General features: G+C 60.2%; 18 protein-coding genes. 10 read left to right on the top strand and 8 right to left on the bottom strand.

The annotated features are described in order from the left end of the window. The first annotated feature begins 2 nt into the window (after window positions 1-2). Window positions 3-422 (top strand): ClpXP protease specificity-enhancing factor, encoded by a 420-nt coding sequence (locus BFP95_RS20065; RefSeq protein ID WP_065875115.1) that lies wholly within the window; start codon window positions 3-5, stop codon window positions 420-422. 158 nt (window positions 423-580) lie between these two features. Beyond that, window positions 581-1,330 (top strand): FadR/GntR family transcriptional regulator, encoded by a 750-nt coding sequence (locus tag BFP95_RS20060; RefSeq protein WP_065875114.1) that lies wholly within the window; start codon window positions 581-583, stop codon window positions 1,328-1,330. A gap of 24 nt (window positions 1,331-1,354) precedes the next feature. Here BFP95_RS20060 and BFP95_RS20055 read toward each other — a convergent pair whose 3' ends face one another. Together BFP95_RS20055 and BFP95_RS20050 are read right to left on the bottom strand one after the other, a co-directional pair. Then, window positions 1,355-1,549: a hypothetical protein gene (locus BFP95_RS20055; RefSeq protein ID WP_065875113.1), complete on the bottom strand. Its 195-nt coding sequence runs from the start codon at window positions 1,547-1,549 to the stop codon at window positions 1,355-1,357. Window positions 1,550-1,740: 191 nt separating this feature from the next. Beyond that, complete coding sequence (locus BFP95_RS20050) at window positions 1,741-2,898, bottom strand: phospholipase (protein WP_065875112.1); 1,158 nt, start codon at window positions 2,896-2,898, stop codon at window positions 1,741-1,743. Between the two features lie 233 nt (window positions 2,899-3,131). Here BFP95_RS20050 and kdgD point away from each other — a divergent pair, with 233 nt between their 5' ends. The 5 genes from kdgD (at window position 3,132) to BFP95_RS20025 (ending at window position 9,727) form a co-directional block, all read left to right on the top strand. Continuing rightward, window positions 3,132-4,043 carry a 5-dehydro-4-deoxyglucarate dehydratase gene (kdgD, locus tag BFP95_RS20045; protein WP_049710004.1) on the top strand — a complete coding sequence of 304 codons (912 nt, stop codon included), beginning with the start codon at window positions 3,132-3,134 and terminating at the stop codon, window positions 4,041-4,043. A 54-nt stretch (window positions 4,044-4,097) separates the two neighbouring features. Next, window positions 4,098-5,543 carry an aldehyde dehydrogenase family protein gene (locus BFP95_RS20040; RefSeq protein WP_065875111.1) on the top strand — a complete coding sequence of 482 codons (1,446 nt, stop codon included), beginning with the start codon at window positions 4,098-4,100 and terminating at the stop codon, window positions 5,541-5,543. Between the two features lie 99 nt (window positions 5,544-5,642). Then, window positions 5,643-7,007, top strand: a complete 1,365-nt coding sequence (locus BFP95_RS20035; protein WP_065875110.1) for an MFS transporter — start codon at window positions 5,643-5,645, stop codon at window positions 7,005-7,007. A gap of 11 nt (window positions 7,008-7,018) precedes the next feature. Further along, entirely contained in the window at window positions 7,019-8,572 is a 1,554-nt protein-coding gene (garD, locus tag BFP95_RS20030) for a galactarate dehydratase (RefSeq protein ID WP_065875109.1), read from the top strand. Window positions 8,573-8,785: 213 nt separating this feature from the next. After that, a complete protein-coding gene (locus BFP95_RS20025; protein WP_049710001.1) occupies window positions 8,786-9,727 on the top strand; it encodes an AEC family transporter in 942 nt (313 codons plus the stop codon). Between the two features lie 110 nt (window positions 9,728-9,837). Here the strand turns inward: BFP95_RS20025 and BFP95_RS20020 are convergent, their stop codons facing one another. From BFP95_RS20020 to gatC, 6 genes are all read right to left on the bottom strand, one after another. Further along, entirely contained in the window at window positions 9,838-10,221 is a 384-nt protein-coding gene (locus BFP95_RS20020) for a carboxymuconolactone decarboxylase family protein (protein WP_065875108.1), read from the bottom strand. After that, window positions 10,218-11,264, bottom strand: a complete 1,047-nt coding sequence (locus tag BFP95_RS20015) for a calcium/sodium antiporter (RefSeq protein WP_065875107.1) — start codon at window positions 11,262-11,264, stop codon at window positions 10,218-10,220. Before BFP95_RS20015 ends, BFP95_RS20020 begins: the two co-directional genes overlap by 4 nt. A 58-nt stretch (window positions 11,265-11,322) precedes the next feature. Then, complete coding sequence (locus BFP95_RS20010; RefSeq protein ID WP_065875106.1) at window positions 11,323-11,694, bottom strand: septal ring lytic transglycosylase RlpA family protein; 372 nt, start codon at window positions 11,692-11,694, stop codon at window positions 11,323-11,325. A 159-nt stretch (window positions 11,695-11,853) separates the two neighbouring features. Further along, a complete protein-coding gene (gene gatB / locus BFP95_RS20005) occupies window positions 11,854-13,299 on the bottom strand; it encodes an Asp-tRNA(Asn)/Glu-tRNA(Gln) amidotransferase subunit GatB (RefSeq protein WP_065875105.1) in 1,446 nt (481 codons plus the stop codon). Between the two features lie 10 nt (window positions 13,300-13,309). Further along, window positions 13,310-14,761 carry an Asp-tRNA(Asn)/Glu-tRNA(Gln) amidotransferase subunit GatA gene (gatA, locus tag BFP95_RS20000; RefSeq protein ID WP_065875104.1) on the bottom strand — a complete coding sequence of 484 codons (1,452 nt, stop codon included), beginning with the start codon at window positions 14,759-14,761 and terminating at the stop codon, window positions 13,310-13,312. 16 nt (window positions 14,762-14,777) lie between these two features. Then, window positions 14,778-15,065 (bottom strand): Asp-tRNA(Asn)/Glu-tRNA(Gln) amidotransferase subunit GatC, encoded by a 288-nt coding sequence (gatC, locus tag BFP95_RS19995; protein WP_065875103.1) that lies wholly within the window; start codon window positions 15,063-15,065, stop codon window positions 14,778-14,780. Between the two features lie 210 nt (window positions 15,066-15,275). Between gatC and mreB the strand changes: the two genes are divergently transcribed. The 3 genes from mreB (at window position 15,276) to mreD (ending at window position 18,069) form a co-directional block, all read left to right on the top strand. Beyond that, entirely contained in the window at window positions 15,276-16,313 is a 1,038-nt protein-coding gene (mreB, locus tag BFP95_RS19990; protein WP_002555108.1) for a rod shape-determining protein MreB, read from the top strand. A gap of 140 nt (window positions 16,314-16,453) precedes the next feature. Further along, on the top strand, window positions 16,454-17,581 hold the full coding sequence (mreC, locus tag BFP95_RS19985) for a rod shape-determining protein MreC (RefSeq protein ID WP_083224238.1): 1,128 nt from the start codon (window positions 16,454-16,456) through the stop codon (window positions 17,579-17,581). Then, window positions 17,581-18,069: a rod shape-determining protein MreD gene (mreD, locus tag BFP95_RS19980; protein WP_049709993.1), complete on the top strand. Its 489-nt coding sequence runs from the start codon at window positions 17,581-17,583 to the stop codon at window positions 18,067-18,069. Before mreC ends, mreD begins: the two co-directional genes overlap by 1 nt. Window positions 18,070-18,119: the final 50 nt, after the last annotated feature.

Below are 18,119 nucleotides of genomic sequence, written 5' to 3'. Positions count from 1 at the left end.
TGATGAACTCCAGTCGACCCTACCTGGTCCGCGCGCTCTATGAGTGGATTGTGGACAACGATTGCACCCCGCACATGCTGGTCAATTCTGAATTTGCTGCGGTTCAGGTACCGCAGGGTTTTGCCAGCGACGGGCAGATTGTGCTGAATGTATCGCCGAGCGCCGTGCGCCACCTGCACATGGACAACGAAGCCGTGAGCTTCGAAGGGCGTTTCGGCGGCGTGCCGCATACGCTGTACGTGCCGATTGGCGCCATCCTCGGCATTTATGCCCGGGAGAACGGCCAAGGCATGGTGTTCGATCTGGAGTCGCCTTTCGAGGATGACGAAGCGATCGAAGCAGAAGATGGCGACGATCTGCCGCCACCGGATTCCGAGCCGCCGCGCCCTAGCGGCCGGCCAAGCCTGAAAGTCGTGAAGTAACCGGTTTTCACCCTCGGGTGAGCCTCAAAAATGCCTCGACCTGTGTCGGGGCATTTTTTTGCGCGCAGGATATAAATGAAAGTCGTGCCCGGGCAGTGATCGTACAACCGCCATGGGCTATGATGCGTGTTCAAGTTCGCCGAGAAAAATGGATCATCATGGATAACGCCGCCACCGCCCCTCGTCTTCCCCGCAAGCGTCGCAGCCTTGCCCAGGAATTGGTCACGGTGTTGTCCGAGCAGATCCGCGACGGTCAGCTCAAACGTGGCGATAAACTGCCCACCGAGTCGGCGATCATGGAGGCCCATGGGGTCAGCCGCACCGTGGTGCGTGAGGCCATCTCACGCTTGCAAGCGGCGGGGCAGGTCGAGACCCGTCATGGTATCGGCACGTTTGTGCTGGATACGCCGAGCCCAAGCGGCTTCCGTATCGACCCGGCCACCGTGGTAACCCTGCGTGATGTGCTGGCGATTCTGGAATTGCGGATCAGCCTGGAAGTCGAATCCGCTGGTTTGGCCGCCTTGCGCCGCAGCGATGAACAGCTGGCAGCCATGCGTGCGGCACTCGATGCCCTGAATGAAAGCGCGGCCCACGCTGGAGATGCGGTGGCGTCTGATTTTGCGTTCCACCTCGAAATTGCGCTGTCGACCGGCAACCGCTACTTCACCGATATCATGACCCACTTGGGCACCAGCATCATTCCGCGGACCCGTTTGAATTCTGCGCGCCTGGCCCATGATGACCAGCAACATTACATGGGGCGTTTGAGCCGCGAACACGAAGAGATTTATGAGGCGATTGCGCGCCGGGATTCAGATGCGGCGCGGGCGGCGATGCGGTTGCATTTGACGAATAGTCGGGAGCGGCTGCGCCATGCTCATGAAGAGGCGGAGGCGCAGCGGGGGTAATTCTGGTAACAGTGAATTAACTATTCAGGCGAGGGTGAAGTCGATTTGGTCGACATTGCCTCCGTTGATTACGAAGTTCTTGGCTACGACCTCCAGAGCTGGATCACCATCAAGTTCAATCGTGTCCCCGATGTTGGGCAGGTCGGTAGCGTCAACGTTATGAGTCGCCGATTTAGATTTGTTGGAACGGGATTTAAAGGTGCACTTTTTAGTAGCCATGATATGCCTCACTGATTTTAGGATGAGTGAATGGCCTCCAAGGTGTTTGCGCCTCTTTTCGCGAAAGAGGTAACCCGGCGGTCGAATGCAAGCTACTGGCAGTTGATTCACCTGCGATACTGTCAGAAATGACAGTGGCGACGAGCGGTCCCATGCGCGCGTCTGCACACACACATGGGATTTCTGTTAACTCAAGGCTGCGGTGCGTTCGGCGTGTAGTCCTTCAACAACAAATACGTACTCCACCCCCACCAATCATTCGTCCAGTGCTTGTCGTTCAAGTCATTTACATCCTTACGACGCAGCACCTTGTCCCCCTCCATCTTGAACAGCGGTGAGAAGTTGTTCGCCGGGTTCTGCGCGGCATTCAGGTCCGGCACATACAGCGGCGCCTTGAAGTTGGCCGGGGAGGGCGCCACACCACTGATAAAGGTGTCGAAGACCTCATCCGCCGAAGCCTGCACTGCGCGTTTAACCTGCCCCCGGTTGTCCGCGTCGATGGCGTCGAAGTAGCGTTTATCCCCATAAGCGTGCCACTGATCTCCCAGGGCATTGCGCACCTTGAGCCCGAACTTGCTGTCTTCATCGTGCATGAAACGGCTGATCAGCGAGCCTAATTCACCGGGCGTTACCACTGCCGCCAACTGCTTGCGCGGAACCCGCAAGTGGCCTGCGGAAAACAGATCGGTCAAAAAGTGATCAGCAAAGCTGTTCATGGCATACGCCAGTTCCAAGGCCTGGTCGGTGCCGGTTTGGTGAGCCACCACGGCTTGTTGCAGCGCCGCCGTATGCCCCGCCAAATAGGCCGACAGCGCCCATTCGCCAAAGTGGTCGGCATTGTCCGCCGCCAGTTTCAGGTAGCGGCCCAACGGAACAAGCGCCGACACCGCGCTGCCACCGCCAGTGATGCGGTTCCATTCCTCAGACAACGTATCGCCCAGGGCGTCGTAGGCCTCATGGGCTTGCTTGCCGTCCTTTATCACCTGCTTGACCGCAGTGATCTCCTTTTGCATCACCGCCAGGATCTTGTGTGCTTCTTCTCGCGAAGCGGGCAGCACGGCCAGCGAGTTGAAAGCGGCAGTGAAGCGCTGCACGCGCTCGGCCGGCGACGCGCCATCGCTGATGGGCTGGCCGGGGATGCCATAGAAGTCGCCGCCCAGGGCGATCACTTGGCCATAGGTGAGCGCCAAGCCGTTGGGCAGGTGCAGTTCGACTTGGCGCGCGGGGATCGCCGGTGCGTCCTTGACGAAGCGCAACAGGGTGTCATCGCCGATGGCAGTGTGTTCACCGCCCTCGAAACGTAGGGTAGGCGGTTTTTTTTCGGGTGCTGCGAGTTCAAGACCTGACATGTTAGCTCCTTGCTATGTCGTAGGAATCTTTCGTGATAACTGTATGCGCATACAGTATTGGCGAGCTTAGAGGAAAAATTTCCTACGTCAAGGAGGCGGCTCTAAACACCTTGCGGATGAAGTTTGATGAATTGCAGTTGACGAATATTTTTATAGTTGTACGATGACGTACGACATCACCAAAACCAACAATAACCTTTCGACAGAAAGTCTTTACCCAGGGTGTTCGAATAATGAATCCACAAGAACTGAAGTCCATCCTCTCCCACGGTCTGCTCTCTTTTCCGGTGACCGATTTCAATGCCCAGGGTGACTTTCACCAGGCGGGCTACATCAAGCGTCTAGAGTGGCTGGCCCCGTATGGCGCGACCGCCTTGTTCGCCGCCGGCGGCACGGGTGAGTTTTTCTCCCTCGCGGCCAGCGAATATTCCCAGGTGGTGAAAACCGCCGTTGATACCTGCGCGACCAGCGTGCCGATCCTCGCCGGCGTGGGCGGTTCGACTCGCCAAGCTATCGAGTACGCTCAAGAGGCCGAGCGTCTGGGGGCCAAAGGCCTGCTGTTGCTGCCGCACTACCTCACCGAAGCCAGTCAGGACGGCGTTGCCGCCCACGTTGAAGCCGTGTGCAAATCGGTCAAGATCGGCGTGGTGGTCTACAACCGCAATGTCTGCCGCCTGACCGCACCGCTGCTGGAACGTCTGGCCGAGCGCTGTCCGAACCTGATCGGCTACAAAGACGGCCTGGGTGACATTGAGTTGATGGTGTCGATCCGCCGTCGCCTCGGTGACCGTTTCAGCTACCTTGGCGGCCTGCCGACTGCAGAGGTTTACGCCGCTGCCTACAAGGCCTTGGGAGTGCCGGTGTACTCCTCGGCGGTGTTCAACTTCATCCCGAAAACCGCGATGGATTTCTATCACGCAATTGCCCGCGAAGATCACGCTACCGTTGGCAAAATCATCGACGACTTCTTCCTGCCATACCTGGACATCCGTAACCGCAAATCCGGTTATGCCGTGAGTATCGTCAAGGCCGGTGCAAAAATCGCAGGCTATGACGCCGGCCCGGTGCGTACGCCGCTGACCGACCTGTTGCCGGAAGAATACGAAGCCCTGGCCGCGCTGATCGACAAGCAAGGCCCGCAATAACCTATCTATAAGGCCGCTGAGCAATCAGCGGCCTTTTGCGTCAGGAGAAGATTCGTGTCCCAAGCCCAACGTTTTGACAACTACATCAACGGCCAATGGGTGGCCGGCGCTGACTATTGCGTCAACCTCAACCCGTCGGAGTTGTCCGATGTCATTGGTGAATACGCCAAGGCTGATGTTGCCCAAGTCAACGCCGCCATCGATGCTGCTCGCGCGGCGTTCCCGGCCTGGTCCACTTCCGGCATTCAAGCGCGCCACGATGCCTTGGATAAAGTCGGCAGCGAAATCCTCGCGCGCCGCGAAGAGCTCGGCACCTTGCTGGCTCGTGAAGAGGGCAAGACCCTGCCCGAGGCCATCGGCGAAGTGACTCGCGCCGGTAACATTTTCAAGTTCTTCGCCGGCGAATGCCTGCGCTTGTCCGGTGACTACGTGCCGTCGGTACGCCCGGGCGTCAACGTTGAAGTCACTCGCGAAGCCTTGGGTGTGGTCGGCCTGATCACCCCGTGGAACTTCCCGATTGCCATCCCCGCGTGGAAGATCGCCCCAGCCCTGGCCTACGGCAACTGCGTAGTGATCAAGCCTGCTGAACTGGTACCGGGCTGCGCCTGGGCCCTGGCCGAAATCATCTCGCGCGCCGGTTTCCCTGCCGGTGTATTCAACTTGGTGATGGGCAGCGGTCGCGTAGTGGGCGATGTGCTGGTCAACAGCCCGAAAGTCGATGGCATCAGCTTCACCGGTTCTGTGGGTGTAGGTCGCCAGATCGCTGTCAGCTGTGTCTCGCGCCAGGCCAAAGTGCAGTTGGAAATGGGCGGCAAGAACCCGCAGATCATCCTCGACGATGCCGACCTCAAGCAGGCCGTCGAGCTTTCGGTACAGAGCGCGTTCTACTCCACCGGCCAGCGTTGCACCGCCTCCAGCCGCTTGATCGTCACCGCCGGTATTCACGACCAGTTCGTCGCGGCCATGGCGGAACGCATGAAGTCGATCAAAGTCGGCCACGCCTTGAAAAGCGGCACCGATATCGGCCCGGTCGTTTCCCAGGCCCAGTTGGACCAGGACCTCAAGTACATCGACATCGGCCAAAGCGAAGGTGCGCGGCTGGTCAGCGGTGGCGGCCTGGTGACCTGTGATACCGAAGGCTATTACCTGGCGCCGACGCTGTTTGCCGACAGCGAAGCCGCCATGCGCATCAGCCGTGAAGAAATCTTTGGCCCAGTCGCCAACGTTGTGCGCGTGGCGGACTACGACGCGGCGCTGGCCATGGCCAACGACACCGAGTTCGGTTTGTCGGCGGGCATTGCCACCACTTCCTTGAAGTACGCCAACCACTTCAAACGCCACTCCCAGGCCGGGATGGTGATGGTCAACCTGCCAACCGCGGGTGTGGATTATCACGTTCCATTCGGTGGCCGTAAGGGCTCATCCTATGGTTCGCGTGAGCAAGGTCGCTATGCGCAAGAGTTCTACACCGTGGTGAAGACCAGCTACATCGGTTCGTAACAGCGACACCAGGTGGGGGCCAGATGCCTGCTGGCTCCCCCAACAAAAAAACAGAAAACCATTACCCGCAAAAAAAATAATTAGTGGGAGTACTTCTACATGCAAGCGACCAAGCCGACCCACGTCCGCTATTTGATCCTGCTCATGCTGTTCCTGGTGACCACGATCAACTACGCCGACCGGGCCACCATCGCCATCGCAGGTTCCAGCCTGCAAAAAGACCTCGGCATCGACGCGGTCACCCTCGGTTACATTTTCTCCGCATTCGGTTGGGCCTACGTGGCCGGGCAAATCCCCGGCGGCTGGCTGCTGGACCGCTTCGGCTCGAAAAAAGTCTATGCCCTGAGCATCTTCACCTGGTCACTGTTCACTGTGCTGCAAGGCTATGTCGGTGAGTTCGGTGTCTCCACCGCTGTTGTTGCGCTGTTTATGCTGCGCTTCATGGTGGGCCTGGCCGAAGCGCCATCCTTCCCCGGTAACGCACGTATCGTGGCAGCGTGGTTCCCTACCGCTGAGCGCGGTACCGCCTCGGCGATCTTCAACTCGGCGCAATACTTCGCCACCGTGTTGTTCGCGCCACTGATGGGCTGGATCGTCTACCGCTTCGGCTGGCAGCACGTGTTTATCGTGATGGGCGTGATCGGCATTATCTTCTCGCTGATTTGGCTGAAAGTTATCCACAGCCCGCGCCAGCACCCGCTGATCAACGAAGCTGAGCTCAATCACATCGCCGCCAACGGCGCGATGGTCGATATGGATCAGGACAAAGGCAAGGGCAAGAAAACCGACGGTCCGAAGTGGGATTACATCCGCCAGTTGCTGACCAACCGCATGATGCTCGGCGTCTACTTGGGCCAGTACTGCATCAATGGCATCACTTATTTCTTCCTGACGTGGTTCCCGGTGTACCTAGTGCAGGACCGTGGCATGACCATCCTCAAGGCGGGTTTCATCGCCTCGTTGCCAGCGATCTGCGGGTTTATCGGTGGCGTGCTCGGTGGGGTGATTTCCGACTACCTGCTGCGCAAGGGCCATTCCCTGACGTTCGCGCGCAAAGCACCGATCATTGCCGGCCTGTTGGTCTCCAGCAGCATCATCGCGTGTAACTACGTTGACGTTGAGTGGATGGTCGTGGGCTTCATGGCGTTGGCCTTCTTCGGCAAAGGCGTTGGCGCACTGGGTTGGGCGGTAGTGTCCGACACTTCGCCGAAACAAATCGCCGGCCTCAGTGGCGGCTTGTTCAACACCTTCGGTAACCTGGCGTCGATCACCACGCCGATTGTCATCGGCTACATCATCGCCACCACTGGTTCGTTCAAGTGGGCCCTGGTGTTCGTCGGCGCCAACGCACTGGTGGCGGTATTCAGCTATCTGGTCATCGTCGGTCCGATCAAGCGTGTGGTGCTCAAAGAGCCGCCAGCCAAAGGCCCAGAGCTGACCAACCTTACCGAAGCGCATTCCTGAGGGGCGATGTAATGCAGTTGATTGAACATGCCGACTCGCCGCGCTCGATTCGTTTGCACGAGCGCGACAACGTGGTGATCGTGGTCAATGACCAGGGCGTACCGGCCGGGACGGAGTTCCCGGACGGCCTGGTGACCGTGGATTTCATCCCCCAGAGCCACAAGGTGACCCTGGAAGATATCCCTGAAGGCGGTCAGATAATTCGCTACGGCCAGACCATCGGTTACGCCTTGGCGCCGATTCCGCGCGGCAGTTGGGTGCAGGAAGATCAACTGCGCATGCCGACCGCGCCGCCGCTGGACAGCTTGCCGCTGTCCACTGAGGTGCCTGAGACCCAGGCGCCGCTTGAAGGGTTTACGTTCGAGGGATACCGCAATGCCGACGGCACCGTGGGCACGCGCAATATCCTCGGGATCACCACTACGGTGCAGTGCGTCACCGGGGTGCTGGACCATGCGGTCAAGCGCATCAAGGATGAGTTGCTGCCCAAGTACCCGCACGTCGACGACGTAGTGGCGCTGACCCACAGCTACGGCTGCGGGGTGGCGATCACGGCGACGGATGCCTACATCCCGATCCGTACCGTGCGTAACCTGGCGCGCAACCCGAACCTGGGCGGCGAAGCACTCGTGATCAGCCTGGGCTGCGAGAAATTGCAGGCCGGGCAGGTCATGCACGATAACGACAGCTCCGTCGACCTTAGCGAGCCGTGGCTGTATCGACTGCAGGACTCCAGCCACGGCTTCACCGAAATGATCGAGCAGATCATGGCGCTGGCCGAGACGCGCTTGAAGAAGCTCGACCAGCGTCGCCGGGAAACCGTGCCGGCGTCCGAGCTGATCCTGGGCATGCAGTGTGGCGGCAGTGATGCATTCTCCGGCATCACCGCCAACCCGGCGTTGGGCTATGCCTCGGATTTGCTGTTGCGGGCGGGGGCGACGGTGATGTTTTCCGAAGTCACTGAGGTGCGTGATGCCATCTACCTGCTGACTTCGCGTGCCGAGAGCAAGGAAGTTGCCCAGGAACTGGTCAGGGAAATGGACTGGTACGACCGTTACCTGGCCAAGGGCGAAGCGGATCGCAGCGCCAACACCACGCCGGGCAACAAGAAGGGCGGCTTGTCGAACATTGTCGAGAAGTCCTTGGGCTCTATCGTCAAATCCGGCAGCAGCGCAATTAATGGTGTGCTGGGCCCGGGCGAGCGTTTCAAGGGCAAGGGCCTGATCTTTTGCGCCACGCCGGCCAGTGACTTTGTGTGCGGCACCTTGCAACTGGCGGCGGGGATGAACCTGCACGTGTTCACCACCGGGCGTGGCACGCCTTATGGGCTGGCGATGGCGCCGGTGGTAAAGGTGTCGACCCGCACGGAGCTGGCGCAGCGCTGGCCGGACCTGATTGATATCGACGCCGGGCGTATTGCGACCGGGCGCGCGAGCATCGAGGAGTTGGGTTGGGAGTTGTTTCACTTCTACCTGGATGTGGCCAGCGGCAAAAAGCAGACGTGGGCGGAGCATCACAAGCTGCATAACGACATCACCTTGTTTAACCCTGCGCCGATTACTTGACTGTAGTGAGCGGGCTTGCCCCGCGCTGGGGGGCGAAGCCGCCCCAAACCCAGGCGACTGAGTTCCAACTGGAGAAACTCAGTGCCGGAGATGGGGCGGCTTGCCCCCCAGCGCGGGGCAAGCCCGCTCACTACAGGTATCTGGACCAGACGAAGCGGCCCGCACTGGCTTATCATTAGCCACCTAACGACGGTCACCAAGGTTCTCCCCGGCATGCTGGCAATTTTCCTCACCACCCTCACCATCACCGCGCCGGTGTTTGCCATGCTGTTCCTCGGTGTGCTGCTCAAGCGCATCAACTGGATCAACGACAACTTTATCCACACGGCTTCGTCCCTGGTGTTCAACGTCACCATGCCGGCGTTGCTGTTCCTCGGCATCCTGCATGCCGACCTGCATTCGGCGCTCAAGCCGGGCTTGCTGATTTACTTTTCCGTCGCCACCTTGCTCAGCTTTGCCCTGGCCTGGGGCTGGGCGATCTTTCGATGCAAGCGTGAAGACCGAGGCATCTACACCCAAGGCGCGTTTCGCGGCAACAACGGGGTGATCGGCCTGGCGCTCGCGGCCAGTATGTACGGCGACTACGGTATCTCCCTCGGCGCGATCCTCGCGGCGCTGGTGATCCTGTTCTACAACACGCTGTCGACCATTGTGCTGGCGGTGTACAGCCCGGTGATCAAGTCCGACCCGTGGAGCATTTTCAAAAGTGTGGTGGCCAACCCGCTGATCATCAGTGTGATCGTGGCTGCGCCGTTCGCCTATTTTCAAATCGGCCTGCCGGGCTGGCTGGAAAAATCCCTGCAGTACCTGGCAGACACTACGTTGCCACTGGCGTTGATCTGCATTGGCGGCACGTTGTCCCTGGCGGCATTGCGCAAGAGCGGCAACATGGCGTTGAGCGCGAGCTTGATGAAAATGGTCTGGCTCCCGGTCGTCGCCACTCTGGGGGCATGGTTGCTTGGCTTCCGAGGGCCAGAGTTGGGGATTTTGTTCCTGTACTTCGGCGCACCAACCGCCGCTGCAAGCTTCGTGATGGCCAGGGCGGCTGACGGTAACCATGAATTGGCGGCGGCGATTATCGTGATCACCACCTTGATGGCGGCGGTGACTACGAATATCGGGATTTTTGTGTTGCAGGCGGGTGGTTGGATCTGAGAGTGGCGGTGTGGTTCAGGGCCAATCGCAGGCAAGCCAGCTCCCACACTTTCAATGTATTCACAAATCAGAATGTGGGAGCTGGCTTGCCTGCGATAGCTATTTAAAAGTCACTGCTTATCGGCCTGATACGCCTCAATCACTTCCTGTGCCGCCCGAAACGCATCAATCGCCGCCGGCACACCGGCATACACCGCGCAATGCAGCAGCGCTTCGCGGATCTCTTCCACGGTGCAACCATTATTCAGAGCGCCCCGCACATGGCCCTTGAGTTCCTGCGGGCACTTGAGTGCGGTCAGGGCGGCGAGGGTGATCAGGCTGCGGGTTTTCAGCGGCAACCCTTCGCGGTTCCATACACTGCCCCAGGCATGTTCGTTGACGAAGTCCTGCAGCGGCTGGGTGAACTCGGTGGCATTGCCCAGGGCGCGGTCGACGAACACATCGCCCATGACCTGGCGACGCATTTCAACCCCGGGCTTTTTCTGATCGGTCATTGCGATTCCCTCTTGTGTTGGCGGCGCCAGGCTCGCAGCGTGCTGAACAACAGAAAAGCCACCAGCACTGGCAGGACATAAAACAACATCAGTTGCTCGAGCTTGTTGGCCAGGGGCATTCCGGTGGTGAACGCCATCACGTGCAGCCCGTACGCCAGGTACAGGCCCAGCAGCACCAAGCCTTCGGCGCGGGTCAGGCGGTAGCCGGTATAGAACATCGGCAGGCACAGCACCACGACAGCGAGCATCACCGGCAGGTCGAAGTCCAGGGCGTTGGGCGATACTGACAGCGGCGAAGGGGCGAGCATGGCGGTCAAGCCCAAGACGCCAAGCAGATTGAACAGGTTGCTGCCGATCACATTGCCCACGGCAATTTCCCGCTGCCCGCGCAGGGCGGCAATCAGCGAAGTCGCCAGGCACGGCAGCGAGGTGCCGACGCCGATCAGTGTCAGGCCAATCACACGCTCCGACAGGCCCAGATCGCCCGCCACATCCACCGCCGCGCCCAGCAGCAAATGCCCAGCCAGCACCAGGATCAACAACCCGCTGAGCATCTGCAGCACGCTGCTCAGCCAGGGTGCGCGGGCCACTGTGTCCAGCGTACGTGGGCGGCGAGAGTGACGGGTCTGGTAGTGCAAAACGCCGAGGTAAGCAGCCAGGGCCACGAGCAGCAACAGGCCGTCGGTGGGCGTAAGCTCTTCATTGGCCGCCAGGGTAAACACCAGCAGCCCGGCCAGGATCATCACTGGGATGTCCAGGCGCACCAGCTGGCGCGAGACTCGCAGCGGAATGATCAGCGCCGACAGGCCCAGGGTCACCAGGATGTTGAAGATGCTGCTGCCGATTACGCTGCCCACGGCGATGTCTGTATTGCCCGCCAGGGTGGCCTGCAGGCTGACGGTCATCTGTGGCGCGCTGCTGCCGAAGGAGACGATCGTCAGGCCGATGATCAGCGGCCGTACCTTGAGGCTTGCGGCCAGGCGCACGGCCGCGCGCACCAGGATTTCGGCGCCGATGATCAGTAGCAGCAGGCCGCTGACCAATTCCAGCAGGCTCCAGGGCGAGAGGGCGGTTAATCCAAAAATGGCCAGGGCTCCATCGTCAGTTGCTCAAGGCTTGTACGCGCACTCGCGCCGTACCGCTGCTGATCATGCCTAGCTGCTCGGCAGCCTTGCGTGAAAGATCGATCAAGCGCCCACGGGTGTGCGGGCCGCGATCATTGATGCGGACAACCACGGATTTGTCGTTGTCGAGATTGGTGACCTTGACCTGGGTACCGAACGGTAAGCGCCGGTGGGCGGCGGTCAGGCCGTATTGGTTGAAGGGTTCACCGCTGGCAGTCTTATTGCCGTGGTGTTTGGCGCCGTAATAGGAGGCGGTGCCGGTTTCGTCATAGCCGTTGGGGTTGATGACGCCGTTGGCGCAGCCGGCCAGTAGAGAGAACAAGGCCAGTAGGCCGAGTAGACGCTTCATTTTCAAGATGCCCCCGTCACAAATGTGGGAGCGGGCTTGCTCGCGAATGCGGTGTGTCAGCTAAATATTCATTTACTGATCCACCGCATTCGCGAGCAAGCCCGCTCCCACAGGGGGTCCGAGTAGAGCATGAAATCTCCCCCGGACCATTCATTGCTATCAGCCTTCAAGCTTGCTTTTCAGCAGCTCGTTCACTTGTTGCGGGTTGGCCTTGCCTTTGGAGGCTTTCATCGCCTGGCCCACAAAGAAGCCGAACATCTTGCCGCGCTTGGCTTCGTCTGCCGCACGGTATTGCTCGACCTGCTCGGCATTGGCCGCGAGCATTTCATCCAGAACGGCCGAAATCGCGCCGCTGTCGGTGACTTGCTTGAGGCCACGCTTCTCGATGATCTCGTCCGCGCTGCCTTCACCGCTGGCCATGGCTTCAAACACGGTCTTGGCGATTTTGCCGGAGATGGTGTTGTCCTTGATGCGCAGCAGCATGCCGCCCAGTTGCTCGGCGGTGACTGGCGCTTCGTCTATTTCCAGGCCCTGCTTGTTCAGCAGGCTGCCCAGCTCAACCATCACCCAGTTGGCCGCCAGCTTGGCGTCACCGGCAATGCTCACGACTTTTTCAAAGTAGTTGGCTTGTTCGCGGCTGGAGGCCAAAACGCTGGCATCGTAGACCGATAGGCCGAACTGCTCCTGGAAGCGCTCGCGTTTTTGCTGCGGCAGCTCCGGCAGGGTGGCGCGCACGTCATTGAGGAACGAGTCTTCGATGACCACCGGCAACAGGTCCGGATCGGGGAAGTAACGGTAGTCGTTGGCTTCCTCTTTGCTGCGCATGGCGCGGGTTTCGTCTTTGTTCGGGTCGTACAGGCGGGTTTGCTGGATGACCTTGCCGCCGTCTTCGATCAGTTCGATCTGGCGACGCACTTCGCTGTTGATCGCCTTCTCGATGAAGCGGAACGAGTTGACGTTCTTGATCTCGCAGCGGGTGCCGTACTCGGATTGGCCCTTGGGACGGATCGACACGTTGCAGTCGCAGCGCAGCGAGCCTTCGGCCATGTTGCCGTCGCAGATGCCCAGGTAGCGCACCAGCGCGTGGATCGTCTTGACGTAGGCCACGGCTTCCTTGGCGCTGCGCATGTCCGGCTCGGAGACGATTTCCAGCAGCGGCGTGCCGGCGCGGTTCAGGTCGATACCGGTCGCGCCCGGGAATTCTTCGTGCAGGCTCTTGCCAGCATCTTCTTCCAGGTGGGCGCGGGTGACGCCGACGCGCTTGATGGTGCCGTCTTCCAGAGGAATGTCCAGGTGGCCCTTGCCGACGATCGGCAATTCCATCTGGCTGATCTGGTAGCCCTTGGGCAGGTCCGGGTAAAAGTAGTTCTTGCGCGCGAACACGTTGTGCTGGCCGATCTCGGCGTCAATCGCCAGGCCGAACATCACCGCCATGCGCACCGCTTCCTGGTTCAGCACCGGCAGTACACCGGGCATGCCCAGGTCTACCAGGCTGGCCTGGGTGTTGGGCTCGGAGCCGAACGTGGTGGCGCTACCGGAGAAAATCTTCGATTGGGTGGCGAGCTGGGTATGAATCTCCAGCCCGATCACAACTTCCCATTGCATAGTGTTGTCCTCAGAAGCCGGTAGGGGTGCGGGTGTGCCAGTCGGTGTTCAACTGGTACTGGTGCGCCACATTGAGCAGGCGGCCTTCCTGGAAATACGGGGCGAGCAATTGCACGCCCACCGGCAGGCCATCGACGAAACCGGCAGGCATGGACAAGCCCGGCAAGCCCGCGAGGTTGGCGGTGATGGTGTACAGGTCTTCCAGGTACTCGGCGATCGGGTCGCCGGTCTTGGCACCGATCTTCCAGGCCGGGTTCGGCGTGGTTGGACCGAGGATCACGTCGACGTCTTCAAAGGCAGCCATGAAGTCGTTCTTGATCAGGCGACGGATTTTCTGCGCCTTCAGGTAGTAAGCGTCGTAGTAGCCAGCCGACAGGGCGTAGGCGCCGACCATGATGCGGCGTTGCACTTCGGCACCGAAGCCTTCGCCACGTGAGCGCTTATAAAGGTCGGTGAGGTCTTTCGGGTTTTCGCAGCGGTAGCCGAAGCGCACGCCATCGAAGCGCGACAGGTTGGATGACGCTTCTGCCGGGGCGATTACGTAGTACGCAGGAATCGCGTGCTGGTTGTTCGGCAGGCTGATTTCCTTGATCACAGCACCGAGGCTTTCCAGCGTCTTGACGCTGTTGTGCACCAGCTCCGCGATACGCGGGTCGAGGCCAGCGCTGAAGTATTCCTTTGGCACACCGATGCGCAGGCCTTTGAGCGAGGTGTTAAGGCTGGCGCTGTAGTCCGGCACGGGCTCATCGATGCTGGTGGAGTCCTGTTTATCGAAGCCTGCCATGCCTTGTAACAAAATCGCGCAGTCTTCGGCCGTGCGTGCCAGAGGGCCACCCTGATCGAGGCTGGACGCGTAGGCGATCATGCCCCAGCGGGAAACGCGACCGTACGTCGGCTTCAAACCGGTGAGGTTGGTGAACGCGGCCGGCTGGCGAATCGAGCCGCCGGTGTCGGTGGCGGTGGCGGCGGGCAGGAAGCGCGCAGCCACTGCGGCAGCCGAACCACCGGAGGAACCGCCGGGCACGTGGTCCAGGTTCCAGGGGTTTTTCACTGCGCCGTAGTAGCTCGACTCGTTGGCCGAACCCATGGCGAATTCGTCCATGTTGGTCTTGCCCAGGGTCACGGCGCCGGCGGCGGCCAGCTTGGACACCACGGTAGCGTCGTAGGGCGCCTTGAAGTTGTCGAGCATCTTCGAGCCGCAGCTGGTGCGAATGCCCTGGGTGCAGAACAAGTCCTTGTGGGCAATAGGTGCGCCCAGCAGCGCGCCATTTTCACCGTTGGCGCGACGTGCGTCGGCAGCCTTTGCCTGGCTCAAGGCCAGCTCTTCGGTGAGGCTGATGAAGCTGTTAACCTTTGGATCAAGCTCGGCGATACGCGCAAGCAGGGTCTTGGTCAGCTCTTCGGAAGAAAACTTTTTTTCGGCGAGACCGCGGGCGATCTCGGCCAGAGTCATGTGATGCATTGCAGGCTCTTTCCCTTTAGTCGATGACTTTCGGAACCAGGTACAGGCCGTTTTCGACCGCTGGCGCAATGGACTGGTAAGCCTCGCGATTATTACGCTCGGTCACGACGTCTGCGCGCAGGCGCTGGCTGGCTTCCAGTGGATGAGCCAGGGGCTCGATGCCGTCGGTATTCACGGCCTGCATTTGGTCGACCAGCCCGAGAATACTGTTCAGGGCTGCGGTGGTCTGTGGAAGATCGGCATCATTAAGGCCAAGCGAGGCCAGATGCGCGATTTTTTCCACGTCGGAGCGTTCAAGTGTCATGGGAATCTCCAGTGGAAAACAGAACGGAGGCTGTCCGTGTGTTAGATTGTCGGAACACTACCGCATTTCTACGGTCTTACGGCCGCGATTGTGGGGGTTGGTGCACAGAAAGTCGGCCAATTTAGCACATTGGCGCCTTGCCCAAAATCCCTGTCGTTGTTAGAGTTTGCCGCACTTTTTTACCCACGCGTTGCCTAGGGTCCCTTTCCCATGTTCAAGAAACTGCGTGGCATGTTTTCCAGCGATCTTTCCATTGACCTGGGCACTGCCAACACCCTTATTTACGTGCGCGAGCGCGGTATCGTCCTGAATGAGCCATCAGTTGTGGCCATTCGGACCCATGGTAATCAGAAAAGTGTCGTTGCCGTCGGCACCGAGGCCAAGCGCATGCTCGGCCGCACACCAGGCAATATTGCCGCCATTCGTCCGATGAAAGACGGCGTGATCGCTGACTTCAGTGTCTGCGAGAAGATGCTGCAGTACTTCATCAACAAGGTTCACGAAAACAGTTTCCTGCAGCCCAGCCCTCGTGTGCTGATCTGCGTTCCGTGCAAGTCCACCCAGGTTGAGCGTCGAGCCATCCGTGAATCGGCCCTCGGCGCCGGTGCCAGGGAAGTGTTCCTGATCGAAGAGCCAATGGCTGCTGCGATCGGTGCCGGCCTGCCGGTTGAAGAAGCCCGCGGTTCGATGGTAGTGGATATCGGTGGTGGTACCACTGAAATCGCCCTGATTTCCCTGAACGGTGTGGTGTATGCCGAATCCGTACGTGTAGGCGGCGACCGCTTCGACGAAGCGATCATCACCTATGTGCGTCGTAACTACGGCAGCCTGATCGGCGAATCCACCGCTGAGCGCATCAAGCAGGAAATCGGTACCGCTTACCCGGGCGGCGAAGTGCGCGAAGTTGATGTTCGCGGTCGCAACCTGGCCGAAGGCGTTCCACGTGCTTTCACCCTGAACTCCAATGAGGTGCTGGAAGCTCTGCAAGAGTCCCTGGCCACCATCGTTCAGGCTGTGAAGAGCGCCCTGGAGCAATCGCCGCCGGAACTGGCTTCCGACATCGCCGAGCGTGGCCTGGTGTTGACCGGTGGTGGCGCCTTGCTGCGCGACCTCGACAAACTGCTGGCCCAGGAAACCGGCCTGCCGGTGATCGTCGCCGAAGACCCGCTGACCTGCGTCGCCCGTGGCGGTGGCCGTGCACTGGAAATGATGGATAAACACACCATGGACCTGCTCTCCAGCGAATGAGTCGTTGCTGGTAAGCCCATGTTTCGCCCGCAGGCAGCACTTTGCAGTGCTGCCTGTTGGCGTTTATCTTCTTCAATCTGCATCCAGGCCGGTTAGATGCCGTATGAATAAAGAGAACATTTGCCTGGGAGGAGCGGCCTATTAAACCGCTTTTCGCCAAAGGCCCCTCATTGGGCGTGCGCCTGTTGGTGCTGGTCGTGCTTTCGGTCGCGCTGATGGTGGTCGATGCTCGCTTTGCACTGCTTAAGCCCGTGCGCAGCCAAATGTCGCTGGTGTTGATGCAGACCTACTGGATCACCGACCTGCCGCAACGTCTGTACCAGGGCGTGGCCAGCCAATTTGGCAGCCGCACTGAGCTGGTTGCCGAAAATGAAAAACTCAAGACCGAAAACCTGCTGTTGCAGGGGCGCATGCAAAAGCTCGCGGCCCTCACCGAGCAGAACGTTCGGCTGCGCGAGTTGCTCAATTCCTCCGCGCTGGTCAACGAAAAGGTCGAAGTGGCCGAGTTGATCGGCATGGACCCCAACCCCTTCACCCACCGCATCATCATCAACAAGGGTGAGCGCGACGGTGTGGTCCTCGGCCAGCCGGTGCTTGATGCACGTGGCCTGATGGGCCAGGTGGTTGAGCTGATGCCCTACACCTCGCGGGTATTGCTGCTGACGGACACCACCCACAGCATTCCGGTGCAGGTCAACCGCAACGGCCTGCGTGCGATTGCCAGCGGCACCGGCAACCCCGAGCGCCTGGAACTGCGCCATGTGGCCGATACCGCCGACATCAAGGAAGGCGACCTGTTGGTCAGCTCCGGCCTGGGTCAGCGGTTCCCAGCGGGTTATCCGGTGGCGACGGTGAAGGAAGTCATCCACGATTCCGGTCAGCCGTTCGCCATTGTGCGTGCCGTGCCGACTGCCGCCTTGAACCGCAGCCGCTACCTGCTGCTGGTGTTCAGCGACAATCGCACCCCGGAAGAGCGCGCCAACGACGCCGCCCAGGCTCAGGAAGCGGAAGACCAGAAGAACGGCACGGCGCCGATCATTCCTGCCACCGTGCCCAAGCCTTCCACTGCCGTACCGGCTACGCCTGCGGTGGCACCGGCCGTGGCTACGCCCGTCAAGCCTGCAGCGCACCCGGTCAAACCGGCCACGACCAAACCACCCGCGTCGACGCCGGCTGCCGCAACACCCGTGACTAAACCGCCTGCTGCTGCTCCGGCTGCGCGCCCAGCGGCTACCGCCCCGGCAACCACGCGGCAGAGGGAGGAATAATGGCCGGTACTCATTCGCAAAATGGCTGGATTGTCTGGCTGACCTTCGCCATCGGCCTGCTGCTCAGCGTTTCGCCGCTGCCACAGTTCATGGAAATCCTGCGCCCGCTCTGGCTGGCGCTGCTGCTGGCCTTCTGGTCGCTGAACCTGCCGCATAAAGTCGGCATGGTCACCGCCATGTTCCTGGGCTTGGCGGAAGATGTGCTCTATGGCACCTTGCTGGGCCAGAACGCATTGATCCTGACCCTGATCACTTTCCTGGTGCTGTCGTTGCAGCAGCGTCTGCGCATGTTCCCGATGTGGCAGCAGTGCCTGGTGATCCTGGTGATTTTCGGCCTGGCGCAGCTTGTTCAGCTGTGGCTCAGCGCCTTGACCGGTAACCGGCAGCCGACCTTGGCGCTGGTATTGCCGGCCCTGGTCAGCGCCTTGCTGTGGCCGTGGATCAGTTTTGGTCTGCGTGGGTTGCGTCGTCGCTATAAGATCAATTGAATGGATTGCGAGGCTCTGCCTGGTTATCGAACCCTACAGGGAGAGTCTGC

Source organism: Pseudomonas sp. 58 R 12 (assembly GCF_900005865.1).
GTDB lineage: Bacteria > Pseudomonadota > Gammaproteobacteria > Pseudomonadales > Pseudomonadaceae > Aquipseudomonas > Aquipseudomonas tritici.
This window is presented reverse-complemented; position numbering and strand designations above follow the sequence as displayed.

Coding starts and splice junctions, on each gene's coding strand:
- BFP95_RS20065 (WP_065875115.1), top strand. CDS start 3: ATGAACTCCAGTCGACCCTACCTGGTCCGCGCGCTCTATGAGTGGATT.
- BFP95_RS20060 (WP_065875114.1), top strand. CDS start 581: ATGGATAACGCCGCCACCGCCCCTCGTCTTCCCCGCAAGCGTCGCAGC.
- BFP95_RS20055 (WP_065875113.1), bottom strand. CDS start 1,549: ATGGCTACTAAAAAGTGCACCTTTAAATCCCGTTCCAACAAATCTAAA.
- BFP95_RS20050 (WP_065875112.1), bottom strand. CDS start 2,898: ATGTCAGGTCTTGAACTCGCAGCACCCGAAAAAAAACCGCCTACCCTA.
- kdgD (WP_049710004.1), top strand. CDS start 3,132: ATGAATCCACAAGAACTGAAGTCCATCCTCTCCCACGGTCTGCTCTCT.
- BFP95_RS20035 (WP_065875110.1), top strand. CDS start 5,643: ATGCAAGCGACCAAGCCGACCCACGTCCGCTATTTGATCCTGCTCATG.
- garD (WP_065875109.1), top strand. CDS start 7,019: ATGCAGTTGATTGAACATGCCGACTCGCCGCGCTCGATTCGTTTGCAC.
- BFP95_RS20025 (WP_049710001.1), top strand. CDS start 8,786: ATGCTGGCAATTTTCCTCACCACCCTCACCATCACCGCGCCGGTGTTT.
- BFP95_RS20020 (WP_065875108.1), bottom strand. CDS start 10,221: ATGACCGATCAGAAAAAGCCCGGGGTTGAAATGCGTCGCCAGGTCATG.
- BFP95_RS20010 (WP_065875106.1), bottom strand. CDS start 11,694: ATGAAGCGTCTACTCGGCCTACTGGCCTTGTTCTCTCTACTGGCCGGC.
- gatB (WP_065875105.1), bottom strand. CDS start 13,299: ATGCAATGGGAAGTTGTGATCGGGCTGGAGATTCATACCCAGCTCGCC.
- gatA (WP_065875104.1), bottom strand. CDS start 14,761: ATGCATCACATGACTCTGGCCGAGATCGCCCGCGGTCTCGCCGAAAAA.
- gatC (WP_065875103.1), bottom strand. CDS start 15,065: ATGACACTTGAACGCTCCGACGTGGAAAAAATCGCGCATCTGGCCTCG.
- mreB (WP_002555108.1), top strand. CDS start 15,276: ATGTTCAAGAAACTGCGTGGCATGTTTTCCAGCGATCTTTCCATTGAC.
- mreD (WP_049709993.1), top strand. CDS start 17,581: ATGGCCGGTACTCATTCGCAAAATGGCTGGATTGTCTGGCTGACCTTC.